The following is a 24,768-nucleotide window of genomic DNA, read 5'->3' on the forward strand; positions in this document are numbered from 1 at the left end:
AAGGTAGGCATGAGCGCAGAGTCGGACAAGAGTCAGAGCAAGACCCCACAGCCTGCCTCGGCAGGCAAGGGTAGCCAGACGGTCATCGAGATCGTTTCTCTCTACCAGTCACAGAGCAAGATCTATCCGCGCTCAGTCAGCGGCCTGTTTGCGCGCTGGCGTTGGGGCTTGGTCTGGTTCACCCAGCTCTTGTTCTACGGCCTGCCTTGGTTGCAGTGGAATGACCGCCAAGCGGTCTTGTTTGACTTGGCCACCCGCCGGTTTTACATCGGCGGCTTGGTGCTTTACCCGCAGGATTTCATCTACCTGACGGGGCTGCTGATGGTGTCGGCCTACGCCTTGTTCTTGTTCACGGCGGTGGCCGGGCGACTGTGGTGCGGGTTTGCTTGTCCGCAGACGGTCTACACCGAAATCTTCATGTGGATCGAGCGACAGTTTGAGGGCGATCGTCAAGCGCGAATCAAGCTCGATGCCCAACCTTGGGGTTTCAACAAGCTATGGCGCAAGAGCGCCACCCAACTCAGCTGGATTGCGCTCGGCCTGTGGACGGGCTTCAGCTTTGTCGGCTATTTCACACCGATCAAGCAGCTGTGGGCCGAGGCTTTTACGCTTGGCTTCGGGCCCTGGGAGTGGTTCTGGGTCTTGTTCTATGGTTTTGCCACCTATGGCAATGCGGGCTATATGCGTGAGCAGGTCTGCAAGTACATGTGCCCCTATGCGCGCTTCCAAAGCGCCATGTTTGACAAAGATACGCTGATCATCAGCTACGACGCCGAGCGCGGCGAGCCACGCGGTTCGCGCGGCAAGAAGGTCGACGCCAAAGCTGCCGGCCTGGGTTCCTGCATCGATTGCACCTTGTGCGTTCAGGTCTGCCCAACCGGCATTGATATCCGTAAAGGCCTGCAATACGAGTGCATTGGTTGCGCGGCCTGCATCGACGTCTGCGACGGCGTGATGGACAAAATGGATTACCCGCGCGGGCTGATTCGCTACGACACCGAGAACGGGCTGAACCAACACCTGAGTCCGGCCCAAAAGCTGCGCCGGGTGTTCCGTCCGCGTGTGGTGATTTACACGGTTGTTTTAGTGGTTTTGTGCTCGGCCTTGCTGGGCAGTCTTTTGTTCCTGCGCAGCCCCGTCAAACTCGATGTGGTGCGCGACCGCGGCGTGATGGCGCGTTTGGTCGAGGACGGTTTCATTGAAAACCTGTACCGCCTGCAGGTGATGAACACCACCGAGCAGCCACAGGACTTCACGGTGGCGGTCACGGGTATGACGGGCGTGGCTTTGGCTCAGCCGGTTGCGCTCACAGTGGGTGCAGCCGAAGCGCGCTGGGTGTCTGTGGCGGTGCGTGTGCCGCCGGAAGTGGCCGCGCAGGCCGGTGCTGGCGCTCACCCGATCCAGTTCCAGTTGATGCGCCCACAGCAAGCGGGCAAGGAGCCGGTTCAGGCTTCAATCGAAAAATCAACGTTTGTGGTGCCGCGCTGATGCGCAGCCGCCCAGCTTTGGAAAAGAATCATGACTGAGCATCAAAATATCAATTCGCCCGCTTCATCGTCTTCATTGAGCTCAACTTCGGCCACTGCCGCCGCTGTTGTAGCGCCCGAGGCGACGCGCCCTTGGTGGCGAGAGCCGGTGATGTGGTGGGTGGTGGGCGGCCCGTCCTTGGTCGTGGTGGCGAGTTTCATCACCCTTGGCTTGGCGCTGCGCTATCCCGATCCCGTGCTGCAAGAGCAGGCGTCTGCCAAAGCCATGCAGCCTGCGAAAGAGGCTCGCAATCACGCCGCGACAGGTGGGAAATGAGCGATTCGCCCACCCCAGCTTCAGACTCGAGCCCAGTGCCAACTGATCGTTCGACCCTGGGCCGGGTCGCGATGGCGGTGGTGTGGCCCTCGTTCTTGATGGCCGGGGTGCTGACGGCACTGGTGTTTGCGCTGGTCGATCCGGGTGATCTGACCTGGTTTGGCGGCGCGCCGGTCGAGTTGCCGCGCCAAGCGGTCTATACCCTGGGATTTTTGCTGTTCTGGCTGATCATCAGCCTAGCGGCCAGTTTGAGCGTGCTGATGGCCACTTTGCCGGAGCTGCCGCAGGACCGGCACCCGCGCGCCTGGCCCCGCTGAGTTTGCGTCTTAGCAGGTGGTGCTATTGACCAAGCGCTGCAAGCCGGCTTGGTCGAGGATGCGCAACTGGCGCTGTTTGACTTCCAGCAAACCGTCGTCCTGGAACTTCGAGAAAGTCCGGCTGACCGTCTCGAGCTTCAAGCCCAGGTAGCTGCCGATTTCTTCGCGTGTCATGCGCAGCACCAAGGCGGCAGCGGAGAAGCCGCGCGCTTGCAGGCGCTGGGTCAGGTTCAGCAAAAAAGCGGCCAGCCGTTCTTCGGCCCGCATGCTGCCCAGCAGCAGCATCACGCCGTGATCGCGCACGATCTCGCGGCTCATGATTTTGTGGAACTGGCGCTGCAAGTCGGTGAATTCGCGCGACAACTCTTCCAGTTGCTCGTAGGGGATCACGCAGACCGAAGAATCCTCCAGCGCTACCGCGTCGCAGCTGTGGCGGTCGGTGCTGATGCCGTCCAAGCCCAGCAACTCGCCGGCCATTTGAAAGCCGGTGACTTGGTCTCGGCCGTCCTCTGAGGTGACGCAGGTTTTGAAAAAGCCTGTGCGTACAGCGTACAAAGACAGAAAACTGTCGCCGCTGCGAAACAAAGTATCGCCGCGTCCGACTTGGCGGCGCGTCGCGACCAGCTTGTCAAGTTGCTCCAAATCGCCCGACGACAGGCCCACCGGCAGGCACAGCTCGCGCAAATTGCAACTCGAGCAGGCAACCTTCAGGGGTTCGATTTTGATCGGGATGGTGGCGTTCATTTGGCTCTTTTCAACTGACGCGCCGCCGTAACAGCGGGGCGGCGAATCTTTGGGGAAAGTGGCTCCCGAGATCATCAGCCTGATGTATCTCAAGAACTGCTGCATTGTTGGCCTCACCAAGCAGCTTAAGCTTGATCTTGATCAAGCGGTGAAAGCAAACTCTTGGCAAAGTATGCGCCATGGTACAGATCATTCACGCTAGCCCCGCCTTGGGTTCCGTCCAAGCCTCGGACAGTATCAGCGAAGAGCTGTTGCGCCGCTTCGATGTCTCAGGGCCGCGCTACACCTCTTACCCGACCGCAGACCGGTTTGTCGAAGCCTTTTCGGCCGATCAGTACACGCAGGCCTTGCAGCAAAGAGCAGGTGGCTCCTTGGGCAGTGCCTCGCCTTTGTCGCTGTACATCCACATTCCGTTTTGCGAATCGGTCTGCTACTACTGTGCTTGCAATAAGGTCATCACCAAGCACCATGACAAGGCGGTCGAGTACCTGCAGGCCTTGGTCACCGAGATGGATCTGACGCTCGCCCATCTGGGGCGCGGAGCGGCGGTGTCGCAACTGCATTTGGGCGGCGGCTCACCGACCTTTTTGAGCGACGCCGAGTTGAGCCAGTTGATGCTCGCACTGCGCGAGCGTTTTCGTGTGGCGCCTGGGGCCGAAGTCTCGATCGAAGTGGATCCCCGCACGGTCACCAAGGACCGGCTCAAACATCTGCGTGAACTGGGCTTCAACCGACTCAGCTTTGGCGTGCAGGACTTTGACGCGGCGGTACAAAAAGCCGTGCACCGAGAGCAGAGCTACGAGAGTGTCGAGGCCTTGATGATCGCCTCGCGCGAACTGGGTTTCGAGTCCACCAATGTCGATTTGATTTACGGTCTGCCGCTGCAGACGCCGGACTCGTTTGCTCGCACGATTGCTCAAGTTGGCGCCTTGAAGCCGGATCGCATCGCGCTCTATGGCTACGCCCATCTGCCGCAGCGCTTCAAGCCGCAGCGCCGCATCGACACGGCCCAACTGCCGCCGGCCGGTGACAAGGTTGCGATGTTGGCGGGGGCCATCGCCGGCTTCCAAAGCCATGGCTACAGCTATATCGGCATGGATCACTTCGCCTTGGCCACCGATTCCTTGGCTGTGGCCAAGCGGCAAGGGCGCCTACACCGCAACTTCCAGGGCTATAGCACTCAGCCTGATTGCGATCTGGTGGCACTGGGAGTGTCGGCGATCGGCCGTGTCGGTGCTTGTTATAGCCAGAACGCGAAGACGCTGGACGAGTACTACGACGCGCTGCGCCAAGGCCAGTTGCCTATCGTGCGCGGCTTGGCCCTGAGTCGTGACGACATCGTCCGGCGTGCGGTCATCATGGCCTTGATGTGCCAGGGCAGGCTGGAGTTTGAGTCGATCGAGTTGTCGCACTTGGTTGATATGCGGGCCTATTTCAAGCCCGAGTTGGAGCGCATGGCTGAGTTGGCCGAACAAGGCCTGGTGACGCTGGAGCCGGGTGCGATTCAAGTCACGCCAATGGGTTGGTATTTTGTGCGCGCGGTCGCCATGGTGTTTGACCGTTATCTGCAAGCCGACCGGAGCCGCGAGAGATTCTCTAGAATCATTTGATGCTTGATGTCGCTTTAGCCGGTTCGGCCCTGCTGATGGGGCTGGCCGGCACTCCCCATTGTCTGGCCATGTGCGGCGGCGCCAGCACTGCTATTGCGGGCCCCTCACGTTCGGCCATGCTCGGCTTTCAGCTCGGGCGTTTGTTCAGTTATGCCCTCGCAGGGGGATTGGCCGCAGCCAGCGTGGGCTTGTTGGCTCAATGGGGGCAGGCCTCGGCCCTGTTGCGGCCACTCTGGGTGCTGCTGCATGTGGCGGCTTTCCTGCTCGGCTTGGCCTTGCTATGGCATGGGCGCCAGCCGGCCTGGCTCGAAGGCATTGGCCAGCGTATCTCCAACGGCATTCGCCCTTCGGTGACCTCATCCTTGGACGGTTTGAAGGGGGGCGGCAAGATCTTCGCTCGGCCCGCACGAGCCGGCATGCTTGGGCTTGCCTGGGCCGCTTGGCCCTGCGGGCTCTTGCAGTCGGCCTTGCTGGTGGCGGCCTTGGCCTCGGGGCCGGCCCAGGGTGCTGCGGTGATGGCGCTGTTTGCGGGTGCCTCCGGCTTGGGTTTGGCCTTGGGGCCGCTGCTCTGGGTCAAACTGCAAGGGCAGGGCGGTGCTGCGGTCGCAGGCATGCGCTGGTCGGTGCGGCTCAGCGGTCTGGGTTTGGCGGTTGCCTCTGGCTGGGCCTTGGGTCATGGCGTGTGGGCGCAGGTCGTCGCGTTCTGCAGGTGAACAGATAGATTCGGTCCGCTGTCAACGACAGGCTTGGCGCGACACCGGGAGTAACCGGCGTTTCAAGCGGGCATAGCTCGCATAGAATAAAAAGCGAATTTTCTCAATCACGCTCCGTGGAGACGACATACATGTACCAACACATCAAGGTGCCCGAGGGCGGGCAGAAGATCACCGTCAACGCTGACTTCTCGCTCAACGTGCCTGATCAGCCCATCATTCCTTTCATTGAAGGCGACGGTACTGGTCTGGACATCACCCCGGTGATGATCAAGGTGGTTGACGCGGCTGTGGCCAAGGCCTACGGCGGCAAAAAGCAAATCCACTGGATGGAAATCTACGCCGGCGAGAAGTCGACCAAGGTTTACGGCCCTGACGTCTGGCTGCCGGCCGAGACGCTGACCGTCTTGAAGGACTATGTCGTGTCCATCAAGGGTCCGTTGACTACGCCGGTGGGCGGCGGCATTCGTTCGCTCAACGTGGCACTTCGTCAAGAGCTGGACCTGTATGTGTGCCTGCGCCCAGTGCGTTACTTCCCCGGCGTGCCATCGCCAGTGAAAGAGCCCCACAAGACTGATATGGTGATCTTCCGCGAGAACTCGGAAGACATCTATGCCGGCATCGAATTCGAAGCCGAGAGCGACAAGGCCAAGAAGCTGATCAAGTTCTTGCAAGAGGAGATGGGCGTCAAGAAGATCCGTTTCCCCGAGACTTCGGGTATTGGCGTCAAGCCGGTGTCGATTGAGGGCACCGAGCGCCTGGTGCGCAAGGCGATCCAGTACGCGATAGACAATGACAAGCCCAGCGTCACCATCGTGCACAAGGGCAACATCATGAAGTACACGGAAGGCGGCTTCCGTGATTGGGCCTACAACCTGGCGCAGAAGGAATTCGGCGCCGAGTTGATCGACGGCGGCCCATGGTGCAAGCTCAAGAACCCCAAGACCGGCAAGGACATCATCATCAAGGATTCGATCGCTGATGCCTTCTTGCAGCAGATCCTCTTGCGCCCGGCCGAGTACTCGGTGATTGCCACGCTGAACCTGAATGGTGACTATGTGTCCGACGCCTTGGCCGCACAAGTCGGCGGCATCGGCATTGCCCCGGGCGCGAACCTGAGCGACTCGATCGCGATGTTTGAAGCCACGCATGGCACGGCGCCTAAGTACGCCGGCAAGGACTATGTGAACCCGGGTTCAGAGATCCTCTCGGCCGAGATGATGTTGCGTCATATGGGCTGGCTGGAAGCGGCCGACCTGATCATTGAATCCATGGGTAAATCGATTCTGAGCAAGCGGGTCACTTATGACTTTGCGCGCCTGATGGACGGTGCGACGCAAGTTTCCTGCTCGGGCTTCGGCGCCGTCATGATCGAGCATATGTAAGACGAACGTCGGCATTGGCTGACGGACAAAAGCCCCGTTCTCCTGTGGAGAGCGGGGCTTTTTTACGCGCAGTGCATGAGAAAACAGCCGCCAATTTGGCGGCTTTGGCTTCAGGCCTGTAGCGCGGCCGAGGCTGCCAAAGCGGCGTTGAGCGTCGTGCTTGGGCGCATCACGGCTTGGGTCTTCACCGGGTCGGGCAGGTAGTAGCCGCCGATGTCGGCTGCTTGGCCCTGAATGACCTGGAACTCGTCGACGATCTTCTGCTCATTGTCGGCAAGCGTTTTGGCCAGGCCCGTGAAGTGCGCGGCCAATGCGCTGTCCTCGGTCTGGGTCGCGAGTTCCTGCGCCCAGAACATTGCCAAGTAGAACTGGCTACCGCGATTGTCGAGTTGACCGGTCTTGGGCGAAGGGTTTTTGTTGTTGTCGAGCAATCGGCCCGTGGCCGCGTCCAGCGTCTTCGCCAGCAGCTTGGCGCGCGCGTTGTCGGTCTTGATGCCAAGATCTTCCAAGGACACTGCCAAGGCCAGGAATTCACCCAGCGAGTCCCAGCGCAGATGGTTTTCTTCTACCAACTGTTTGACGTGCTTGGGGGCCGAACCGCCGGCACCGGTCTCGTACATGCCGCCACCGGCCATCAAGGGCACGATCGACAGCATCTTGGCCGAAGTACCGAGTTCCATGATGGGGAACAAGTCGGTCAGGTAGTCGCGCAAGATATTGCCGGTGACCGAGATGGTGTCCAAGCCGCGCACGACGCGCTCCAAGGTGTAACGCATGGCGCGCACCTGCGACATGATCTGGATGTCCAGACCCGTCGTGTCGTGTTCCTTCAGGTAGAGCTTGACCTTTTTGATCAGCTCGTTCTCGTGCGGGCGGTACGGGTCCAGCCAGAACACGGCCGGCATGCCCGAGTTGCGTGCGCGCGTGACGGCGAGTTTGACCCAGTCGCGCACCGGCGCGTCTTTGACCTGGCACATGCGCCAGATGTCGCCGGCCTCGACGTTTTGGCTCAGCAGCACTTCGCCGGTGGCGAGGTCGGTGATGTTGGCCACGCCGTCCTCGGGCGCCTCGAAGGTCTTGTCATGCGAGCCGTATTCCTCGGCCTGCTGCGCCATCAGGCCCACATTGGGCACGGTGCCCATGGTTTTGGGGTCGAAGTTGCCGTGCCATTTGCAGAAGTTGATCATCTCCTGATAAATGCGCGCAAAGGTCGATTCGGGCATCACGGCCTTCACGTCCTTCGGCCGGCCGTCGGCGCCCCACATCTTGCCGCCCATACGGATCATCGCCGGCATCGAGGCGTCGACGATGATGTCATTGGGCGAGTGGAAATTGGTGATGCCTTTGGCCGAATCAACCATCGCTAATTCGGGACGCTTTTCGTGGCAAGCGTGCAGGTCACGCATGACTTCTTCGCGCTGCGAACTGGGCAGCGTGGCGAGCTTGTCATACAGATTGACCATGCCGTTGTTGACGTTGACGCCGAGCTCCTCGAAGAGTTGGGCGTGCTTGGCGAAGGCTTCCTTGTAGAAGATGCGCACGCAGTGGCCGAAAACGATCGGGTGCGAAACCTTCATCATCGTCGCCTTGACGTGCAGCGAGAACATCACGCCATGCTTGTAGGCATCTTCAATCTCTTGCTCATAGAACTCGCACAGCGCCGTCTTGCTCATGAACATCGAGTCGATGATCTCGCCATCTTTCAATGACACCTTGGGTTTCAAGATGATGGTCTGGCCGCTCTTGGTCACCAATTCCATCTTGACGTCGCGCGCTTTGTCCAGCGTCATCGACTTTTCGCCATGGTAGAAGTCCCCGTGGTGCATGTGCGAGACGTGGGTGCGCGAAGCTTGCGCCCAATCACTCATTGAATGAGGGTGCTTGCGGGCGTATTCCTTGACGGCACGTGGCGCGCGGCGGTCAGAGTTGCCTTCGCGCAGGACCGGGTTGACGGCGCTGCCGGTGCACCTTGAGTAACGTGCGCGGATTGATTTTTCTTCCTCGGACTTCGGGTCTTCCGGGTAGTCTGGGATGGCAAAACCCTTGGACTGCAATTCGCGGATGCAGGACTGCAGCTGACCCACCGATGCGCTGATATTGGGCAGCTTGATGATGTTGGTGTCGGGCAGCAAGGTCAGGCGACCAAGCTCGGCCAGGGTGTTCGGCACGCGCTGGGCTTCACTCAGGTATTCAGGGAACTCGGCGAGCACGCGCGAGGCCACCGAAATATCGCTCTCCTCGATCTGGATGCCGGCCGGCGCCGTGAAGGTGCGGATGATGGGCAGGAAGGCGCAGGTCGCCAGCAAAGGGGCCTCGTCGGTGAGGGTGTAGATGATGGTCGGCTGCTTGGTGGTCATTCACAAATCTCCGGAAAGGGCTGCTGAGTGTTGCATCGTTTGAGCTGATGGCTTTTGGCTTTGCGCTATTGGTTTGCGCAGACCCGTCACTGTGCCATCGGTTGCTGATACAGGTCTGACGGATGGGTCAAGCGGCCTGCATTCTACGGACAGGGCTTCAGACTCCCAAGGCGAGTATGCGGGCGCCGTGGCGGTGGGCTTCCACGGATGCCTAGTTGCGGGACCAGTTTGATGGAGCCGAGGTTGCCGGCGCGACCTGTTCACAAGGCCTTCATGCTTGCTGTGAGCAGGCCTGATTCAAGCCGCTTGCGCAAAGATTGGCGAGCGCTGAGGCGCCCTGAGCGCTCGCCTTGTTCGAGTTCTCGTGCGCCGGTTCAGGCCATTTCACTCAACTCGCTCAATGCCTTCGCTTGGGCCGAGCTCTGATTTGCAGGGGCATCCATCGGGGTGATGTTTTGCGCCAGCTGACCCTTGGGGCCTTGGATCAGTTCATAGCTGACCCGCCCGCCTTGCGGCAAAGTTCGAAAGCCGTCCATTTGAATGGCTGAAAAATGGGCGAACACATCGTCCCCACCGGCTTCTGGTTCGATAAACCCGAAACCTTTTGCATCGTTGAACCACTTGACTGTCCCAAAGGCCATATCGACTCCTTCCCCATATTCAAGGTGCTGTTTGCACCGCCGCGAATTTTCAAATTCGGGCGAAGGGGTGTCAATTCGGGGCCTGCCCGAATGGGGCAGACCCTTGGTTGCGCGGAAGTTTGTGAAAAAAGCCTGTGCCAAGGGCCAATTCAAGGCTTGCAATCGACCATGAAGGCGCAAGATGTAGTCAGGTCTAAGCGAGGCTTGGGCCTAGTCGATAGAATCAAGACATGCCAGATATCCCCAGCCAACCGCCAGTACCTCCGCCCATTCAACCGGGTCGCGATAGCTCTGACGGCACCACAATCCTCGAGCGCGCGACCCAGAAAACCGAACCTCCGCGGCTCTATCAAGTCCTGCTGCTGAATGATGACTTCACGCCAATGGAATTTGTCGTGATGGTTTTGCAGGAGTATTTCCGTCATGACCTGGATACAGCAACCCAGATCATGCTAAAAATCCACCACGATGGTCGTGGGGTGTGCGGCGTCTTCAGCAAGGACGTCGCAGCGACGAAAGTCGAGTTAGTGCTGGCCGCCGCAAGGCGAGCTGGCCATCCTTTGCAGTGCATTATGGAGGCCGCATGATTGCGCAAGAGCTTGAAGTTAGCCTGCACATGGCGTTCGTCGAGGCGCGCCAGCAGCGCCACGAATTTATTACCGTCGAGCACTTGCTGATGGCATTGTTGGACAACCCTTCTGCAGCCGAAGTGCTGCGGGCTTGTTCGGCCAATCTCGATGATTTGCGCAAAAGTTTGGCGCAATTCATCAAGGAAAATACGCCAACCGTGGGTGGCTCGGATGAGGTGGACACGCAACCCACGCTGGGTTTTCAGCGTGTGATTCAGCGCGCCATCATGCATGTGCAATCCACCGGCAGCGGCAAGAAGGAAGTCACTGGCGCGAATGTGCTGGTGGCGATCTTCGGCGAGAAAGACTCGCACGCCGTCTACTATTTGCACCAGCAAGGCGTGACGCGCTTGGACGTGGTGAACTTCATTGCTCACGGCATCAAGAAGTCGGACCCACCTGATGCGCCCAAGGGCGCTGATGGCGCCGCTAACCCTGAGGCTGAGCGTGAAGATGGCGAAGGGCAGGGCAAGGGCTCGCCTTTGGATCAGTTCACCCAGAACCTGAATCAACTCGCCAAAGACGGCAAGATCGATCCGCTGATCGGCCGTGAGCTGGAAGTCGAGCGCGTGGTGCAAGTGCTGTGCCGCCGGCGCAAGAACAATCCGCTGCTGGTCGGTGAGGCCGGTGTCGGCAAAACGGCCATCGCCGAGGGCTTGGCTTGGCGCATCACCGAGGGGCAAGTGCCCGACGTGTTGGCCGAGGCGGTGGTCTATTCACTCGATATGGGCTCGCTGTTGGCGGGCACCAAGTACCGGGGTGACTTCGAGCAGCGCCTGAAGGCGGTCTTGAAGCAATTGAAAGATCAGCCCAACGCGATTCTGTTCATCGATGAAATCCACACCTTGATCGGTGCGGGTGCGGCCTCGGGCGGTACGCTGGATGCCAGCAACTTGCTCAAGCCGGCGCTGTCGAGCGGCGCCATGAAGTGCATCGGTGCGACCACCTTCACTGAGTACCGCGGCATCTTCGAGAAGGATGCGGCGCTGAGCCGGCGCTTCCAGAAGGTCGACGTGGCCGAGCCATCGGTCGAGCAGACGATAGAAATTTTGAAGGGTCTGAAGTCGCGTTTCGAGGAACATCACAGCGTCAAGTACGCCTTGGGTGCCTTGCAGGCTGCTGCCGAGCTGTCGGCCAAATACATCAATGACCGGCATCTGCCCGACAAGGCGATTGACGTCATCGACGAGGCCGGCGCCGCTCAGCGCATCTTGCCCAAGAACAAGCAGAAGAAGACCATCACCCGCAGCGAGGTCGAAGATATCGTCGCCAAGATTGCCCGCATCCCGCCGGCCTCTGTATCCAGCGATGATCGCAGCAAGCTGAAGTCTTTGGACCGCGACCTCAACAGTGTGGTGTTTGGTCAAGCGCCAGCGATTGAAGCCTTGGCCGCTGCGATCAAGATGGCACGCTCGGGCCTGGGCAAGCCGGACAAGCCGATCGGCAGCTTCTTGTTCAGCGGCCCGACCGGTGTGGGCAAGACCGAGGTAGCCAAGCAGTTGGCCTACATTCTGGGCATCGAGTTGATCCGCTTCGACATGTCCGAGTACATGGAGCGCCATGCGGTCAGCCGCTTGATCGGCGCGCCTCCCGGCTATGTCGGTTTCGATCAGGGTGGTTTGTTGACCGAAGCCATCACCAAGAAGCCGCACGCGGTGCTCTTGCTCGATGAGATCGAGAAAGCGCATCCGGATGTCTTCAATGTGCTGCTGCAGGTGATGGACCATGGCTCGCTGACCGACAACAACGGGCGCAAGGCTGACTTCCGCAATGTCATCATCATCATGACGACCAATGCGGGCGCCGAGACGATGAACAAGTCGACCATTGGCTTCACCAACTCGCGCGAGCAGGGTGATGAGATGGCCGATATCAAAAAGCTGTTCTCGCCCGAGTTCCGCAATCGCTTGGATGCCACCGTGTCCTTCCGGGCGCTGGACTCCGAGATCATCATGCGCGTGGTCGACAAGTTCTTGCTGCAACTGGAAAGTCAGTTGCAAGAGAAGAAGGTCGAGGTCACCTTCAGCGACAAGTTGCGCAAGCATTTGGCGGTCAAGGGCTTCGATCCGCTGATGGGCGCACGGCCAATGCAGCGTTTGATCCAAGACACGATTCGCCGCGCTCTGGCCGATGAATTGCTGTTCGGCCGCCTGGTGGATGGCGGGCGCTTGAGCGTGGATGTGGACGACGAGGGTCAGACCTTGCTCGACATCCAGCCGCTGAAGGTGCGCGACAACAAACCCAAGGCGGAGCCGGCTACGGCCAGCTGAGTTGCTGCCTTAGTTAGCTGTAAAAGAGACCCTGCGGGGTCTCTTTTTTTTAGCTGGCCGGATCTTGCTTGAAGAAGTCGGCGAGCAGCCGGTACAGCGCCGGTTGTTCGCCCAACAATGCCAGTGGTGCGACAAAGAAGGCCTCGACCGCGACGGCGAAGAACTCCTCCAAGCTCTCGGCGCCATAGGGGTCGATCAGCGTCGCAGCGCCCGCGTCGACGCGCTCGCAAAACCATTGCCACTCCGCTTCGATCACCGCCAGCCAATGCGCGTGGGCGGCCTTGTCAGCCTGGCGCGGTACGCCGTCGGCCCAGCTACCATGCATATCGATGATGTGGGCGAATTCATGGATGACGACATTGAAGATCGCGCCACCTACTGATGCGCTGCCCGGATCAGGCTCGAAGGCCGACCACACCAGCATCAGCGGCCCACCTTCCATCGCCTCGCCGGCCAGCTCTTCTTCGAATTGGTGGACCACGCCGTCCTCGTCCACGAACTCGCGCTGGGCGACAACTTCGTCGGCATGGATGACGATGCCGACAAAGCTCGCGTACCAGCTCAGCCCCAAGCGCAGCACCGGCAGGCAGGCTTGCGCCGCGACGGCCAGGGCGATGTCATCGCTGACCTCGAAGCCGGCAACCCCGTGGAACTCTTTTTCAGCCAGGAATAGCGAGCACAGTCGGCGCAACTCGGCCAAATCGGCTGCGCTGCGCTGCGCCAAGAAGGGGTAGCGCAGCAAGGTCAACTGCCAGAGTGGCTCTGGGATGGGGTGGCGGCGCAGCGCGCGCGCCTCAAGCTTAGCGGCCCAAGCCTGCTGCAGGCGGCGCCACATCAGGCCAGCGGGATGCGACGCAAGCCGGATGCACGCAGGCGCAGGACATCGCCGCGCGGTGCCTCGGACTCGAAGTCCCAGTCCGACAAAACATGGCGGATCAGCCCCGGCGCCAGCACATGCTCGGCCGGCCGGTGGGTGTGACCGTGGATGAGTGCCTTGCAGTCGGTGACCTTGAGCCAAGCCAGGCATGCCTCGGTGTCAAGATCGGCCCACAAGTCCTCTCGTTGCATCGCTTGCTGGGCCTTGCTACCGTCGCGCATCTGCTGGGCCAGTGCACGGCGTACGGCCAGCGGCTGCGCAAGGAATTGAGCTTGCCATTGCGGTGTCCTGACCTGCGTCCTGAAGGCTTGGTAAGCGCTATCGGCCAGGCACAAGGCGTCGCCATGCGTGAGCAGCCAGCGTTGGCCAAAAGCGCACAGCACGGTGGGGTCGCTCAAGGCCTGCGCGCCGCAGTCTTTGAGCATGTCGGGCCCCAGCAAAAAGTCGCGGTTGCCGGCCATGAAGTAGAGCTTCAAGCGTGCGCCTGCGCTGCGCAGAATCTCAAGGCAAGAGGCCTCGAAGTCATCAAAGCGGGCATCGTCGCCGACCCAGACCTCGAAGATATCGCCCAGCAGCAGCACAGCGTCCGCGCTGGTCTCTTGGAGATGCGCCTGCAATGCAGCCAACGTCGCCGGCGTATGCGGCGATAGGTGCAGATCGGAGAGGAATTCGATGCGGCGCCACTCGGGCGGTGCCGTCAACTCGTCAAAAGCCAGTGAGGGGGCCGCTTTTGCTGGCCCCGCATCAAACGTCTTAGGCGAGTTCAACCGCGCGCTCAATGATCACGTCTTCAACCGGCACGTCACCATGACCGCCCGAGTTGCCGGTGCGGACCTTTTCGATCGCGTCCACGACTTCTTTGCCGGCGATGACCTTGCCAAAAACCGCATAACCCCAACCGCCAGCGGTTTCTGATTTGAAGTTCAGAAAGTCGTTGTTGGTGGTGTTGATAAAGAACTGGTTGGAGGCCGAGTGCGGCGCGCTGGTGCGTGCCATGGCCAGCGTGTAATGCTCGTTTTTGAGGCCGTTATTGGCTTCGTTCTGGATCTCGCCGGTGGTTGGCTTTTGCTTCATGCCGACCGCGAAACCGCCGCCCTGGATCATGAAGCGCTTGATCACGCGGTGAAACACCGTGCCGTCATAGTGGCCGCTGCGCACATAGGCGAGGAAGTTTTCGGCCGAGATGGGTGCCTTGGCCAGATCGACTTCGACAGTGATCAGGCCATGGTTGGTATGCAGTTCGACGGTTTTGGTGCTCATTTGTTGGACTCCACAATGGCTTTGTTGATGATGACGGGTTTTAGGGGAATGTTTTGGTGCTGGCCACTATTGCCAACCGGCACCGAGCGGATCTTGTCGACCACATCCATGCCTTCGATGACCTGGCCGAACACCGCATAACCGCCTTGGCCGCCGGGCGAATTGGCGGCGTCGAGGAAGGCGTTGTCGACGGTATTGACGAAGAACTGCGAGGTGGCCGAATTGGGGTCGTTGGTGCGGGCCATGGCGAGGCTGCCGCGCAGATTCAACAGGCCGTTATTGGCCTCAAGCGGGATCGGCGGCTTGGTCGGCCTTTGCTTCATGTCGACGCTGAAGCCGCCGCCCTGAATCATGAAGTTCTCAATCACCCGGTGAAAGATCAGCCCGTTGTAATGGCCTGACTTGACGTATTGCAGAAAGTTGGCGACCGTCTTGGGCGCTTTTTCGGCGTCGAGCAAGATGCGAATATCGCCCTCACTGGTGCTGAGCTTCACAGTCTGAGCCTGGGTTGCGAAGGCCGCCAAGGCAATGCCGGCTGCCAGCAGCAAGCTGCGAATCAAAGGGGTGCGTGTTGGAGCGTGCATAGATTCTGTTGTTGGAACAAAAGTCTGGGTGACTGGATTGTCACTCACAAGAAAGAGCTGGATCGTGCTCCGTTTGCAAGACCCTCTCGAGGCGGGTGACGTGGCTTGATGACTCGGGCGCTCACTGAGCGGACAGCTTCAGGGTTTGCAGCAGCGCTTGCGTTTGCGTCAGCTTGAGGCCAAGCGAGCTGGAGGGGGCGGTCTGGCTCGCTTGCGCGCGCTGATAAGCGCGGTGTGCTTGGCGAAGCAAGATGTCGCCCAGGTTCTCTTGCGCTTGAGCATGACCGGGCTGCAGGGCCAGGGCTTGCTCCAAGGCCTGCTGGGCTAGATCCAACTCGCCCATGCCGGCATGCAGGACTGCAAGATTGTTGAATGGGTCGGCGAGATCTGGGAAGTCTTGCGTCAAGGCGGTGAAGATCGTGAGGGCTGCGGCTGGCTCGCCCAGCTCCATACGCATCACGCCCAGGGCGAAGCGTAGCTTCAATTCATGCGGCGTTTTTAGCAGGGCGGCTTCCAGCGTTGCGACCGCTTGCGGGCGTTGGCCGGCCAGCCATTGGCGCTGCGCGGTCTCGATGTCACCGGCGCGCGCCGAGCTCAAGGTGAGTAGCAATGCCAGCAGCAAAAACAAGGAGTTTGGCTTTATATATTTGCTAAATGGCATGAGGATTTGGGCTGGTTTTCCACCGCTTGCGCGCGCTAGATCAGGGTCAGTCCGGGCTTGAAAGACCGGGTCAACCGCTATACTGACGGCCATTCTACGGCGACCCGCCTGAAGCCGGACCGCTCTTGGGACGGCTTATGACGGGGCGCTTTGTAGGCCCCCATGAACCGCAGGTCAGCCCGTCGGCACCTTGCCGACGTAGCCCCCGAGAGCTCCATGTCCCTTCGCATTTACAACACGCTGACCCGCGCGGTGCAGCCTTTTGAACCCCTTGAGCCCGGCCACGCACGCATGTATGTGTGCGGCATCACGATTTACGATCTTTGCCATGTCGGTCATGCGCGGATGATGGTGGCGTTTGACCTGATCTATCGCTGGTTGCGTGCGAGTGACTACCGGGTTACTTATGTGCGCAACATCACCGACATCGATGACAAGATCATCCGTCGCGCGCTGGAACGCGCTATTCCGATTCGCCAGTTGACCGAGGAAATGGTCGCGGCCATGCATGCTGATCTGGATGCCCTCGGCGTCGAGCGGCCCACCCATGAACCTCGCGCGACCGAGTTTGTGCCGCAGATGTTGTCCATGATTGGTGCGCTTGAGGGCAAGGGTCTGGCCTATCGCGCCAGCAATGGTGACGTCAATTATTCGGTTCGCAAGTTCGAGGGTTACGGCAAGTTGAGTGGGCGTTCGCTGGACGACCTGCGCTCGGGTGAGCGGGTGGCCGTTGACGAGGGCAAGCAAGATCCGCTCGACTTCGTGCTCTGGAAGGCTGCCAAGGCCGAGGAGCCCGAGGACGCCAAGTTCGCCTCGGACTACGGACCCGGCCGGCCCGGTTGGCATATTGAATGCTCGGCCATGGCCTGCGCGCTCCTGGGCCAGCAGTTCGACCTGCATGGCGGCGGTGCTGACCTTCAATTCCCTCATCACGAGAACGAAATTGCCCAAAGCGAAGGTGCAAGCGGCTTGCCGCCCGCCACCATCTGGGCGCACAACGGTCTCTTGAATGTGGATCAGGTCAAGATGTCCAAATCCCTGGGCAACTTCTTCACGATCCGCGAAGTGCTGGCGCGCTATGACGCCGAGACGCTGCGCTACTTCATGCTGCGCACCCATTACCGCAGCCCCTTCAATTTCAGCGATGTGAATCTGGATGACGCTCGCGTCGCGCTGTGCCGCTTGTATACCGCGTTGGATGGTTTGGATTTGCCGGCTGCAGACGGGGCGATTGATTGGACGCATCCGCAAGCGGCTGCCTTCCGCGCCGCCATGGATGATGACTTCAATACGCCGGGGGCGATTGCGGCGCTGTTCGAGTTAGCCGGACAGGTCAATCGCAGCGCTTCGGTGACCGACGCCGCTTTGTTGAAGAGGCTGGGTGGCGTGCTGGGTGTGTTGCAGCAGCGGCCGCGTGACTATCTGCAGAACGGTGGTGTTAGCAGTGCTCTGGACGAGGCGGCGATAGAGCAGCAAATTGCCGCGCGTGCGGCGGCCAAGGCGGCGCGGGACTTTGCCGGCGCCGACCGGATTCGCGCCGAGTTGCTGGCCGCCGGCATCGTCTTGCAGGATTCTGCCAGCGGTACGACCTGGATGAAGGCCTGAAGTGGGGCGCTCGTCAGTGACCGGGGTGACCCCGGAGTACTGGGATGAGGCCTGTCGGCACCTGGTCAAGCGTGACCGGGTGATGAAGAAGTTGATTCCAGCCTTTGGCGAGGCGCGTTTGCAAAGTCGCAGCGACGCTTTCACCACGCTAGCTCGCTCCATCATTGGCCAGCAAATTTCCGTCAAGACGGCCCAAGCTGCCTGGGAGAAATTCGCTGGCTTGATCGGTGGTTCGGCCAACCGGGTGCAGCCGACGGCGGTGCTCGCTTTGCCAGACGGTGCTTTGCGCGCGGTCGGTTTGTCGGCGCGCAAGGTCGACTATCTTTGCGACTTGGCGCAGAACTTCGAGGCCGGCAAGGTCCATGTGCGGCAATGGGCGCAGATGGAAGACGAGGCCATCATCGATGAGTTGGTGGCGATCAGGGGTATCGGGCGCTGGACGGCCGAAATGTTCCTGATCTTTCATCTGATGCGGCCCAATGTGATGCCCTTGGATGACCCTAGACTTTTAAAGGGTATCAGCGAAAACTACTTCTCAGGCGAGCCGGTTTCCAGGGCCGAAGCACGCGAAGTAGGTGACGCTTGGTCACCTTACCGCTCGGTAGCCACATGGTACATTTGGCGTAGCCTCGATCCGCTCCCGGTGGAGTAACGATCTTCCGTTCTTGGGCTGCCCTTAAAATGGGCGGCCCGGCATAGGACCTTCCTCACTGAAAAGATTCGCAGGATGAGCAAGAAACATTTTCTAGACTTCGAACAGCCCATCGCTGAACTCGAAACCAAAATCGAAGAGCTGCGCTACGTGCAAAGCGAGTCAGCGGTCGATATCTCCGAAGAAATCGACCGACTCAGCAAGAAGAGCATGCAGCTCACCAAGGATGTTTACGCCAGTGTGGCGCCTTGGCAGGTCTACCAAATCGCCCGTCACCCGCAGCGCCCGCAGACTCTCGACTATTGCAATGAAGTATTCACCGAGTTCCAGGAGCTCCACGGTGACCGCCACTTTGCCGATGACGCCGCGATTGTGGGCGGCTTGGCCCGCTTCAATGGCCAGGCCTGCATGGTGGTCGGCCATCAGCGTGGTGCAGACTCCAAGGAGCGGGCGCTGCGCAATTTCGGCATGCCGCGCCCTGAAGGCTATCGCAAGGCCTTGCGCCTGATGAAGCTGGCCGAGAAGTTCGGCCTGCCGGTCTTCACGATGATTGACACCATGGGTGCCTATCCCGGCATTGGCGCAGAGGAGCGCAGCCAGTCGGAAGCGATTGGCCGCAATATCTTCGAGATGGCCCAGTTGGAAGTGCCCATCATTGCGACCGTGATCGGCGAAGGCGGCTCCGGCGGTGCCTTGGCCATCGGCGTGGCCGACCAAGTGCTGATGTTGCAGTTCTCGGCCTATTCGGTGATTTCGCCGGAAGGCTGTGCGTCGATTTTGTGGAAGTCGGCGGACCGGGCTTCCGAGGCCGCCAGCGCTTTGGGCATCACCGCCCATCGTCTCAAGGCCATGGGCTTGATCGACAAGATCGTCAACGAGCCGGTTGGTGGCGCGCACCGCGATAACAAGCAGATGGCGTCGAATCTGAAGCGCGCACTTGGCGATGCCTTGCGTCAGGTGAGTGATCTCAAGCCCAAGGAGTTGCTGGATCGTCGTTACGATCGCCTGCAATCCTATGGTCGGTTTGGCGACACCAAGACCCGCTGAATCAGGTCTTGTTGCCGTCGCGTACAGCGGCGGCCGAGACTCCACCGCCTTGCTGCATGCAACGGCGCTGCAGGCCAAAAGCCTCAACGAGGCCGGCGCGAACGTGCAGGTGCTCGCGCTGCATGTGCATCATGGGCTCAGCGCCTATGCTGATGATTGGCTGAAGGCTTGTCAGCAGCAATGCGAAAGCTGGTCGGCAGCGGGTCTGCCGGTCCGATTTTTGTCAACGAAGCTTGCAGACAGCCCGACGGCAGCACAAAGCATCGAGGCCTGGGCGCGTGAGCAGCGCTATGCTGCTTTGACCGCGATGGCCAAGCAGGCGGGCGCCGATTTGGTCTTGCTTGCGCATCACCAGCGCGATCAAGCCGAAACTTTGCTGCTGCAAGCACTTCGTGGTGCAGGCGTGGCGGGTTTGGCCGCTATGCCGTCGCAGCAATGGCGCGACGGCATCTGCTGGGCGAGGCCATGGCTGAACCGGCCGCGCGAGGCCATCGAGTCTTATGTGCTGGCGCATGGCTTGGCCCACCTTGAAGACGACAGCAATAGCGACCCCCGCTTTGCTCGCAATCGGCTGCGCTTGTCGGTCTGGCCGGCCTTGGCGCAGGCCTTCCCGCAGGCTCAAACGAGCCTGGCTCAGGCGGCGACCTGGGCTCAGCAGGCTTTGGCCTTGCAGCAGGAAATCGCAAGCGCAGACTTGGTGGCCTTGGCCAGCTTGGCAAGTGAAACGGGTTTGGCCGTCGAGGGCTTGCTGGCCCTGTCGCCAGCCCGCGCCAGTAACGCCTTACGTGCTTGGTTGGCGGCGCAATTGGGGCGGCCGGCTGCGGCCAGTTTGGTGCAGCGCCTGATGCTTGAGTTGCCCGAGAGCAGTACCGGGACTTGGCATTGCGGTGATGGCGAGCTGCGGCTCTACAGGGGGAGCTTGCAATGGCTGGCGAAAGCCGATACCGACTTAAGCTTTGACCGCATATTGCAGCCGAAGGCGATCGACTTGTCCAGAGTTGGTGTTCATCCCGCGCCGGAATGGGGGGGCGCTTGGCTGGTCGAGCGGGTGGGGTCTGGCGGTATCGAGTTATCCCAATTGACGCAGCTGACTCAGCGAGCCCGTAGTGGCGGCGAGCAGTTCCAACTCAAGCCCAAAGGCGTGCTGCGCAGTCTGAAGAAGGTTTATCAAGAACAGGCTGTGCCGGCTTGGTGCCGGCGGGGCCCCTTGCTGTTCCTGGGTGAGGTCTTGCTTTTTGTGCCTGGGCTCGGTTTGAATGCGCGCTATAGGGCAGCGGACGGCCTGCCTCAAGTCAGCTTGGCTTGGCGGGTCGATCCGGGATGAGTAGAGCCGGGATGATTTGTTGCTAAAGCCCGGTGCTTGCAAGCGATGTAACCCGATTGAATGTCATATTGCTGCAATGCAACAGTAGAATTGGCGCCGGCGACCGCGGCGCTTTTCGATTCTTTCTTACTTATTTCGACCCGACAGGGCCTTTCGACCCCTCCGCGAAAAATACAAAGCTATGGCATTGATTGTTCACAAATATGGCGGCACCTCGATGGGTTCGGCCGAACGCATCCGCAATGTCGCCAAGCGCGTTGCCAAATGGGCGCGCGCCGGCCACCAGATGGTGGTCGTGCCTTCGGCGATGAGCGGCGAAACGAATCGCTTGCTCGGGCTTGCCAAGGAGTTGTCCCCCGCCGTCGGCAGCCCTGAGCTGAACCGCGAGCTTGACATGATTGCCGCCACCGGCGAGCAGGTGTCGGTTGGCTTGTTGGCGATTGCCTTGCAGGCCGAAGGCGTCGAAGCGGTCAGTTATACCGGTTGGCAAGTGCCGGTCGCGACCGACTCCAGCTTCACCAAGGCGCGCATCGAGAGCATTGACGACACCCGCGTGCGCGCCGACCTGGCGGCAGGCAAGGTGGTGGTCATTGCCGGCTTCCAAGGCGTGGACGAAGACAAGAACATCACGACCCTGGGTCGCGGTGGCTCGGACACCTCGGCGGTCGCGATTGCGGCGGCCTTGAAGGCGGCCGAATGCCTGATCTACACCGATGTGGATGGTGTCTACACGACCGATCCGCGCATCGTGCCGGAGGCCAGGCGCTTGCACACCATCAGTTTCGAAGAGATGCTGGAGATGGCCTCCTTGGGCTCCAAAATCTTGCAGATCCGCTCGGTTGAATTTGCCGGCAAGTACCGGGTGCCGCTGCGCGTGTTGTCCAGCTTCACACCCTGGGATATTTCCATCGAAGAAGAAGCCAAGTCTGGCACTTTGATCAGTTTTGAAGAGGACGAGAAAATGGAACAAGCCGTCGTATCCGGCATTGCCTTCAACCGCGATGAGGCCAAGGTGACCTTGCTGGGCGTGCCCGACAAGCCAGGTATCGCCTTCCAGATTCTGGGCCCGGTGGCCGACGCAAATATCGACATCGACGTCATCATCCAAAACGTCTCGCATGACGGCAAGACCGACTTCAGCTTCACCGTTCACCGCAACGATTACGCGCGCACGATGGAGTTGCTGGAGAAGACGGTTGGGCCTGCCACACAGGCGGCCAAGGTGGTCGGCGATGCGCGCATCTGCAAGGTTTCTATTGTCGGCATCGGCATGCGCTCGCATGTGGGCGTGGCATCCAAAATGTTCCGTGCCTTGAGCGAAGAGGGCATCAATATCCAGATGATCTCCACCAGCGAAATCAAGACCAGCGTCGTCATCGACGAGAAGTACATGGAGTTGGCCGTGCGTGCCCTGCACCGCGCGTTTGAATTGGAACAAATTCCTACATAAGTCTTCTCAGCCTTGAATTCTTAGTATAGAATTCAAGGCTGTGCTGGAGTCGTGACCGAGTGGCCGAAGGTGCTCCCCTGCTAAGGGAGTATGTGGGCAAAACCTGCATCGAGAGTTCGAATCTCTCCGACTCCGCCATTTATATGCTAAGCCCTTGATTTATAAGAGAAATCTTATGATTCAAGGGCTTTTGCTTTATGGGTGGCGTACAAAATGGCGTACGTTTTTTAGACGATGACATGCCCGTGAACTTGGATTAACCACGTTTTCGGAGACGCATCGATGAATTATCTAACCTTGCACCATGGAAGTTTTTACTTCCAAATGCGCGTGCCAGTCGCGCATCGAGAAAGATTCGGCAAACTGCTACGCACGAATCTACAGACCAAGGAAGCCGCTGTGGCCCGCGCCTTGGCTTATGGCATGGCCTCGCATTGGCTTGCCCGCTTCAGCGGGCTGGAGAGTTCCATACCGGCATTGCCCAGTCTGCCGCAGGCGACTGAGTCCACCCTAGGCAGCTCAACAACATCGACGCACGTGCCTAAGGAATCAATGGCGTTGCCGGTCAACGAATCTCGCCGGGCAATCGCGCTAAGTGCCGACCAGACAATGTTCTGTTTGTTTGAGTATTGGCGTGACCTGTCCCCGTCGCGATTGATGCGTTCTGTCGCCGAGTTCGAACTGACGGCCGCGTCGTTTGACAAGGTTGTCGGCGTGCCTGTGGAGCAGCTCACTCGCAGCGATATCGCTGCGTATCGCGACCATCTCATTTCGACTGGCCTTGCGCCCGCGACCATCATCAAGAGGCTCGGGCATCTGTCCGCCGTCTTGCAGACGGCGGTGGACGCAGGCAAGCTGGCCAACAATGTATCCAGGCGGATGCCAGTACCGCGCAGCGATACGACTCTGTCGCGCTTGCCATTCAGTGAAGAGCACCTTGCGACTATCTTCGCGTCCAGCATCTACACAGCCAATCGGCGAGAAATTGCTGGGGCTGGTGAGGCTTCTGTATGGATTCCAGTTTTGGGGCTTCTCACCGGCGCGAGGCTCGAAGAGCTGTGTCAACTTAGGGTTAGGGATATAGTGCTCGACCGCAAATATGGAGCGCTGATTTCCATCACAGGCGACGGTATCATCACCAGGGTCAAGACCAAATCTTCGAATCGAACAATCCCCGTTCATCCCGAGCTGCAACGCGTCGGCTTCTTGCGTTATGTTGATGCTCGGCGTGTCGCCAATGACGATTGGTTGTTCCCGCTTTTGAGGGCTGACCGGTTTGGCAATCGCAGCGGGAATTTTTCGCGATGGTGGGGCCGACATATGAGGGCCAAGAATGGCTGCGGCATTGAGGATGGGCGCCTGGTTTTTCACTCGTTTCGGCACACTTTCAAAACGCTCTGCCGAGCAGCGCGCATCCCCGAGGATATTCATGATGCCTTGACGGGTCACTCTGGGGGTGGCAATGTCGGGCGCGGATATGGCTTGATTCCGACTGAACTGCTCGTCGAGGCCATCGGCAATATTCGAGTGCCAATTGTGCTGCCCATCATCGAGCCTTGATGCATTTTGCTCAGTCGAGGCATTTACTTCTCGGCTGGCCTGTGACTGTTTCACCGGCGCTTTAGCAACTTCATTGAAGGATTTCAGGTGTCGTCGCTGTTTGCTGTATACGAAGTCCAGGCGGGGAAAGTCAACGCCTCGCAGGGCATCGCCGACCATGTTGGCTACGGCGGTCGATGCTTGGACCAAGTCATCGGCATGGAGACGGTCGTAGTGGGCTGAATGAATGTCAACGGGGGCATGGCCCATAAATACTCTGCGCTCATCGGGGTCAACACCGGCGCGTCGCATCGTCGGCGCTGCCGTGTTTCGTAGGCTTTCAAGTACCAGGCGACGGTCAGGACCCAGCACCTCGTCTATTCGACGGTTCATCCGAGTGCTGAATGCCCCCCCATGCATGCCGTATTTGTTCGGGATGAAATGAAAAAAGAGCTTGCCCTCTTCTCCGGCGAGTTTCTTCAGTTGCCCCAGGCGTTCATGCAGACCTGGAACGCCGGAAACAAGGACAGGGATTTGACGCACGGAGTCTTTGTTCTTGGGGCCTTTGTCGCCTGAACGTATTGCAGCTTTGGCCTTTGTTTTGGTAAGCGAAACGCCGCGCTCGATGATGTCTAACAGCCAGTATTCACCGCTCCAGTTAATTCTGCAGGCATCCATCGCGCAGATTTCTTCCAATCTAGTTCCAGAAAGGGCGTGAAGGGCTACAGCTACTCGGTCATCGGCAGGCAATGAGCGGTCATTGAAAACCGTAGCCAGGAGCAGGGTGAGTTGTTCCTTGGTCAGGCCATCCCTGCAAGCCGAGCCCGTAGTACCTTTTTTGATTTTTGGGCTTTCGTCCTGTAGAGCTTGATGAGCTTCTTTAGAAAGAATGAAGCGGCCGAGCAAAGTTTTGGCGATGCCAATTTTGTTCGCCATGGTGGCGTCCATGTTGCCGACTGCGCGCATATGAGAAACGAAAAGCGCTACGTGCTGCGCCTGCAGGTATTCCACGCAGACACCGCCCAGCACATCCGAGAATGCGCGCGCTATAGACGCATATTTGTCATTTGTCTTGGGACAGTCCCTTTTTCGGCGGGCCTTCCACGCATCGAAGCAATCCTCGGCCGTGTTGCCCCATAGGCTGCCCAGCGGTAGCAAATCTGACTCTGGCGGTAGTACGTGGTCGATAGTTTGCAGTCCGTCGAGCACGTTTATCCAGTCTTGCAAGGCATGAAGCCGAGAGCGATGAACCTCGACAACAAGGCTGTCTAAATCAGCATTGGTTTCGACAATGACGCGG

At 59.6% G+C, this 24,768-nt stretch carries 24 protein-coding genes and 1 tRNA gene; 17 read left to right on the forward strand and 8 right to left on the reverse strand.

Translation table 11 applies throughout. From position 1 onward, the window contains the following. The first annotated feature begins 9 nt into the window (after window positions 1-9). The 3 genes from ccoG to PRZ03_RS04920 are packed head-to-tail and all read left to right on the forward strand — an operon-like array spanning window position 10 to window position 2,120. The gene (gene ccoG, locus PRZ03_RS04910; protein ID WP_273599264.1) at window positions 10-1,488 is read left to right on the forward strand and encodes a cytochrome c oxidase accessory protein CcoG; all 1,479 of its coding nucleotides are present in this window, start codon (window positions 10-12) and stop codon (window positions 1,486-1,488) included. A gap of 30 nt (window positions 1,489-1,518) precedes the next feature. Continuing rightward, window positions 1,519-1,803 (forward strand): hypothetical protein, encoded by a 285-nt coding sequence (locus tag PRZ03_RS04915; RefSeq protein ID WP_273599353.1) that lies wholly within the window; start codon window positions 1,519-1,521, stop codon window positions 1,801-1,803. Between the two features lie 35 nt (window positions 1,804-1,838). Further along, the gene (locus tag PRZ03_RS04920; RefSeq protein WP_263532084.1) at window positions 1,839-2,120 is read left to right on the forward strand and encodes a hypothetical protein; all 282 of its coding nucleotides are present in this window, start codon (window positions 1,839-1,841) and stop codon (window positions 2,118-2,120) included. Window positions 2,121-2,129: 9 nt separating this feature from the next. Here the strand turns inward: PRZ03_RS04920 and fnr are convergent, their stop codons facing one another. Further along, complete coding sequence (gene fnr / locus PRZ03_RS04925; RefSeq protein WP_263532085.1) at window positions 2,130-2,864, reverse strand: fumarate/nitrate reduction transcriptional regulator Fnr; 735 nt, start codon at window positions 2,862-2,864, stop codon at window positions 2,130-2,132. 179 nt (window positions 2,865-3,043) lie between these two features. Between fnr and hemN the strand changes: the two genes are divergently transcribed. The 3 genes from hemN (at window position 3,044) to icd (ending at window position 6,572) form a co-directional block, all read left to right on the forward strand. Then, window positions 3,044-4,474 (forward strand): oxygen-independent coproporphyrinogen III oxidase, encoded by a 1,431-nt coding sequence (gene hemN, locus PRZ03_RS04930; RefSeq protein WP_273599265.1) that lies wholly within the window; start codon window positions 3,044-3,046, stop codon window positions 4,472-4,474. Beyond that, a complete protein-coding gene (locus tag PRZ03_RS04935; protein ID WP_273599266.1) occupies window positions 4,474-5,187 on the forward strand; it encodes a sulfite exporter TauE/SafE family protein in 714 nt (237 codons plus the stop codon). Before hemN ends, PRZ03_RS04935 begins: the two co-directional genes overlap by 1 nt. Window positions 5,188-5,318: 131 nt before the next feature. Further along, a complete protein-coding gene (gene icd, locus PRZ03_RS04940) occupies window positions 5,319-6,572 on the forward strand; it encodes an NADP-dependent isocitrate dehydrogenase (protein WP_273599267.1) in 1,254 nt (417 codons plus the stop codon). A gap of 110 nt (window positions 6,573-6,682) precedes the next feature. Here icd and PRZ03_RS04945 read toward each other — a convergent pair whose 3' ends face one another. Both PRZ03_RS04945 and PRZ03_RS04950 read right to left on the reverse strand, forming a co-directional pair. After that, a complete protein-coding gene (locus PRZ03_RS04945; protein ID WP_273599268.1) occupies window positions 6,683-8,929 on the reverse strand; it encodes an NADP-dependent isocitrate dehydrogenase in 2,247 nt (748 codons plus the stop codon). A 374-nt stretch (window positions 8,930-9,303) separates the two neighbouring features. Beyond that, window positions 9,304-9,723: a cold-shock protein gene (locus tag PRZ03_RS04950; protein ID WP_273599269.1), complete on the reverse strand. Its 420-nt coding sequence runs from the start codon at window positions 9,721-9,723 to the stop codon at window positions 9,304-9,306. Between the two features lie 77 nt (window positions 9,724-9,800). Here PRZ03_RS04950 and clpS point away from each other — a divergent pair, with 77 nt between their 5' ends. Continuing rightward, on the forward strand, window positions 9,801-10,157 hold the full coding sequence (clpS, locus tag PRZ03_RS04955) for an ATP-dependent Clp protease adapter ClpS (RefSeq protein ID WP_263532090.1): 357 nt from the start codon (window positions 9,801-9,803) through the stop codon (window positions 10,155-10,157). After that, entirely contained in the window at window positions 10,154-12,469 is a 2,316-nt protein-coding gene (clpA, locus tag PRZ03_RS04960; protein ID WP_273599270.1) for an ATP-dependent Clp protease ATP-binding subunit ClpA, read from the forward strand. The genes clpS and clpA overlap by 4 nt, the downstream gene beginning before the upstream one ends. Before the next feature lie 49 nt (window positions 12,470-12,518). On the opposite strand, the gene PRZ03_RS04965 is transcribed toward clpA, so the two are convergent. From PRZ03_RS04965 to PRZ03_RS04985, 5 genes are all read right to left on the reverse strand, one after another. Then, window positions 12,519-13,304: a M90 family metallopeptidase gene (locus PRZ03_RS04965; protein WP_273599271.1), complete on the reverse strand. Its 786-nt coding sequence runs from the start codon at window positions 13,302-13,304 to the stop codon at window positions 12,519-12,521. Next, window positions 13,304-14,113 (reverse strand): UDP-2,3-diacylglucosamine diphosphatase, encoded by an 810-nt coding sequence (locus PRZ03_RS04970; protein WP_273599272.1) that lies wholly within the window; start codon window positions 14,111-14,113, stop codon window positions 13,304-13,306. The genes PRZ03_RS04965 and PRZ03_RS04970 overlap by 1 nt, the downstream gene beginning before the upstream one ends. Next, complete coding sequence (locus PRZ03_RS04975; protein WP_273599273.1) at window positions 14,100-14,606, reverse strand: peptidylprolyl isomerase; 507 nt, start codon at window positions 14,604-14,606, stop codon at window positions 14,100-14,102. Before PRZ03_RS04975 ends, PRZ03_RS04970 begins: the two co-directional genes overlap by 14 nt. Further along, the gene (locus PRZ03_RS04980) at window positions 14,603-15,190 is read right to left on the reverse strand and encodes a peptidylprolyl isomerase (RefSeq protein ID WP_273599274.1); all 588 of its coding nucleotides are present in this window, start codon (window positions 15,188-15,190) and stop codon (window positions 14,603-14,605) included. The genes PRZ03_RS04975 and PRZ03_RS04980 overlap by 4 nt, the downstream gene beginning before the upstream one ends. 121 nt (window positions 15,191-15,311) lie before the next feature. After that, window positions 15,312-15,851, reverse strand: coding sequence for a tetratricopeptide repeat protein (locus tag PRZ03_RS04985; RefSeq protein ID WP_273599275.1), 540 nt, complete (start codon window positions 15,849-15,851; stop codon window positions 15,312-15,314). Between the two features lie 216 nt (window positions 15,852-16,067). Here PRZ03_RS04985 and cysS point away from each other — a divergent pair, with 216 nt between their 5' ends. The 9 genes from cysS (at window position 16,068) to PRZ03_RS24040 (ending at window position 24,608) form a co-directional block, all read left to right on the forward strand. Beyond that, window positions 16,068-17,456, forward strand: coding sequence for a cysteine--tRNA ligase (gene cysS / locus PRZ03_RS04990; protein WP_273599276.1), 1,389 nt, complete (start codon window positions 16,068-16,070; stop codon window positions 17,454-17,456). Between the two features lie 16 nt (window positions 17,457-17,472). Then, on the forward strand, window positions 17,473-18,108 hold the full coding sequence (locus PRZ03_RS04995) for a DNA-3-methyladenine glycosylase family protein (RefSeq protein WP_273599277.1): 636 nt from the start codon (window positions 17,473-17,475) through the stop codon (window positions 18,106-18,108). A gap of 75 nt (window positions 18,109-18,183) precedes the next feature. Beyond that, a complete protein-coding gene (locus PRZ03_RS05000) occupies window positions 18,184-19,155 on the forward strand; it encodes an acetyl-CoA carboxylase carboxyltransferase subunit alpha (RefSeq protein WP_263532100.1) in 972 nt (323 codons plus the stop codon). Then, window positions 19,124-20,479: a tRNA lysidine(34) synthetase TilS gene (gene tilS / locus PRZ03_RS05005; RefSeq protein WP_273599278.1), complete on the forward strand. Its 1,356-nt coding sequence runs from the start codon at window positions 19,124-19,126 to the stop codon at window positions 20,477-20,479. The genes PRZ03_RS05000 and tilS overlap by 32 nt, the downstream gene beginning before the upstream one ends. A 181-nt stretch (window positions 20,480-20,660) precedes the next feature. Beyond that, window positions 20,661-21,929 carry an aspartate kinase gene (locus tag PRZ03_RS05010; protein WP_263532102.1) on the forward strand — a complete coding sequence of 423 codons (1,269 nt, stop codon included), beginning with the start codon at window positions 20,661-20,663 and terminating at the stop codon, window positions 21,927-21,929. Between the two features lie 45 nt (window positions 21,930-21,974). After that, window positions 21,975-22,067: transfer RNA gene (locus PRZ03_RS05015), tRNA-Ser, on the forward strand. A gap of 144 nt (window positions 22,068-22,211) precedes the next feature. Next, the gene (locus PRZ03_RS24030; RefSeq protein WP_409993919.1) at window positions 22,212-23,489 is read left to right on the forward strand and encodes a tyrosine-type recombinase/integrase; all 1,278 of its coding nucleotides are present in this window, start codon (window positions 22,212-22,214) and stop codon (window positions 23,487-23,489) included. Between the two features lie 393 nt (window positions 23,490-23,882). Beyond that, window positions 23,883-24,044 carry a hypothetical protein gene (locus PRZ03_RS24035; protein ID WP_409993920.1) on the forward strand — a complete coding sequence of 54 codons (162 nt, stop codon included), beginning with the start codon at window positions 23,883-23,885 and terminating at the stop codon, window positions 24,042-24,044. 294 nt (window positions 24,045-24,338) lie between these two features. Further along, the gene (locus PRZ03_RS24040) at window positions 24,339-24,608 is read left to right on the forward strand and encodes a hypothetical protein (protein ID WP_409993921.1); all 270 of its coding nucleotides are present in this window, start codon (window positions 24,339-24,341) and stop codon (window positions 24,606-24,608) included. Window positions 24,609-24,768 lie beyond the last annotated feature (160 nt).

The sequence above is a fragment of the Roseateles albus genome, assembly GCF_028595345.1.
GTDB lineage: Bacteria > Pseudomonadota > Gammaproteobacteria > Burkholderiales > Burkholderiaceae_C > Paucibacter_A > Paucibacter_A albus.

Coding starts and splice junctions, on each gene's coding strand:
- PRZ03_RS24040 (WP_409993921.1), top strand. CDS start 24,339: ATGAGCTTCTTTAGAAAGAATGAAGCGGCCGAGCAAAGTTTTGGCGAT.
- clpA (WP_273599270.1), top strand. CDS start 10,154: ATGATTGCGCAAGAGCTTGAAGTTAGCCTGCACATGGCGTTCGTCGAG.
- hemN (WP_273599265.1), top strand. CDS start 3,044: ATGGTACAGATCATTCACGCTAGCCCCGCCTTGGGTTCCGTCCAAGCC.
- PRZ03_RS04965 (WP_273599271.1), bottom strand. CDS start 13,304: ATGTGGCGCCGCCTGCAGCAGGCTTGGGCCGCTAAGCTTGAGGCGCGC.
- ccoG (WP_273599264.1), top strand. CDS start 10: ATGAGCGCAGAGTCGGACAAGAGTCAGAGCAAGACCCCACAGCCTGCC.
- tilS (WP_273599278.1), top strand. CDS start 19,124: ATGGTCGGTTTGGCGACACCAAGACCCGCTGAATCAGGTCTTGTTGCC.
- PRZ03_RS04985 (WP_273599275.1), bottom strand. CDS start 15,851: ATGCCATTTAGCAAATATATAAAGCCAAACTCCTTGTTTTTGCTGCTG.
- clpS (WP_263532090.1), top strand. CDS start 9,801: ATGCCAGATATCCCCAGCCAACCGCCAGTACCTCCGCCCATTCAACCG.
- PRZ03_RS24030 (WP_409993919.1), top strand. CDS start 22,212: ATGAATTATCTAACCTTGCACCATGGAAGTTTTTACTTCCAAATGCGC.
- PRZ03_RS24035 (WP_409993920.1), top strand. CDS start 23,883: ATGCATGCCGTATTTGTTCGGGATGAAATGAAAAAAGAGCTTGCCCTC.
- PRZ03_RS04945 (WP_273599268.1), bottom strand. CDS start 8,929: ATGACCACCAAGCAGCCGACCATCATCTACACCCTCACCGACGAGGCC.
- PRZ03_RS04975 (WP_273599273.1), bottom strand. CDS start 14,606: ATGAGCACCAAAACCGTCGAACTGCATACCAACCATGGCCTGATCACT.
- icd (WP_273599267.1), top strand. CDS start 5,319: ATGTACCAACACATCAAGGTGCCCGAGGGCGGGCAGAAGATCACCGTC.
- cysS (WP_273599276.1), top strand. CDS start 16,068: ATGTCCCTTCGCATTTACAACACGCTGACCCGCGCGGTGCAGCCTTTT.
- PRZ03_RS04935 (WP_273599266.1), top strand. CDS start 4,474: ATGCTTGATGTCGCTTTAGCCGGTTCGGCCCTGCTGATGGGGCTGGCC.
- PRZ03_RS04915 (WP_273599353.1), top strand. CDS start 1,519: ATGACTGAGCATCAAAATATCAATTCGCCCGCTTCATCGTCTTCATTG.
- PRZ03_RS05010 (WP_263532102.1), top strand. CDS start 20,661: ATGGCATTGATTGTTCACAAATATGGCGGCACCTCGATGGGTTCGGCC.
- PRZ03_RS05000 (WP_263532100.1), top strand. CDS start 18,184: ATGAGCAAGAAACATTTTCTAGACTTCGAACAGCCCATCGCTGAACTC.
- fnr (WP_263532085.1), bottom strand. CDS start 2,864: ATGAACGCCACCATCCCGATCAAAATCGAACCCCTGAAGGTTGCCTGC.
- PRZ03_RS04980 (WP_273599274.1), bottom strand. CDS start 15,190: ATGCACGCTCCAACACGCACCCCTTTGATTCGCAGCTTGCTGCTGGCA.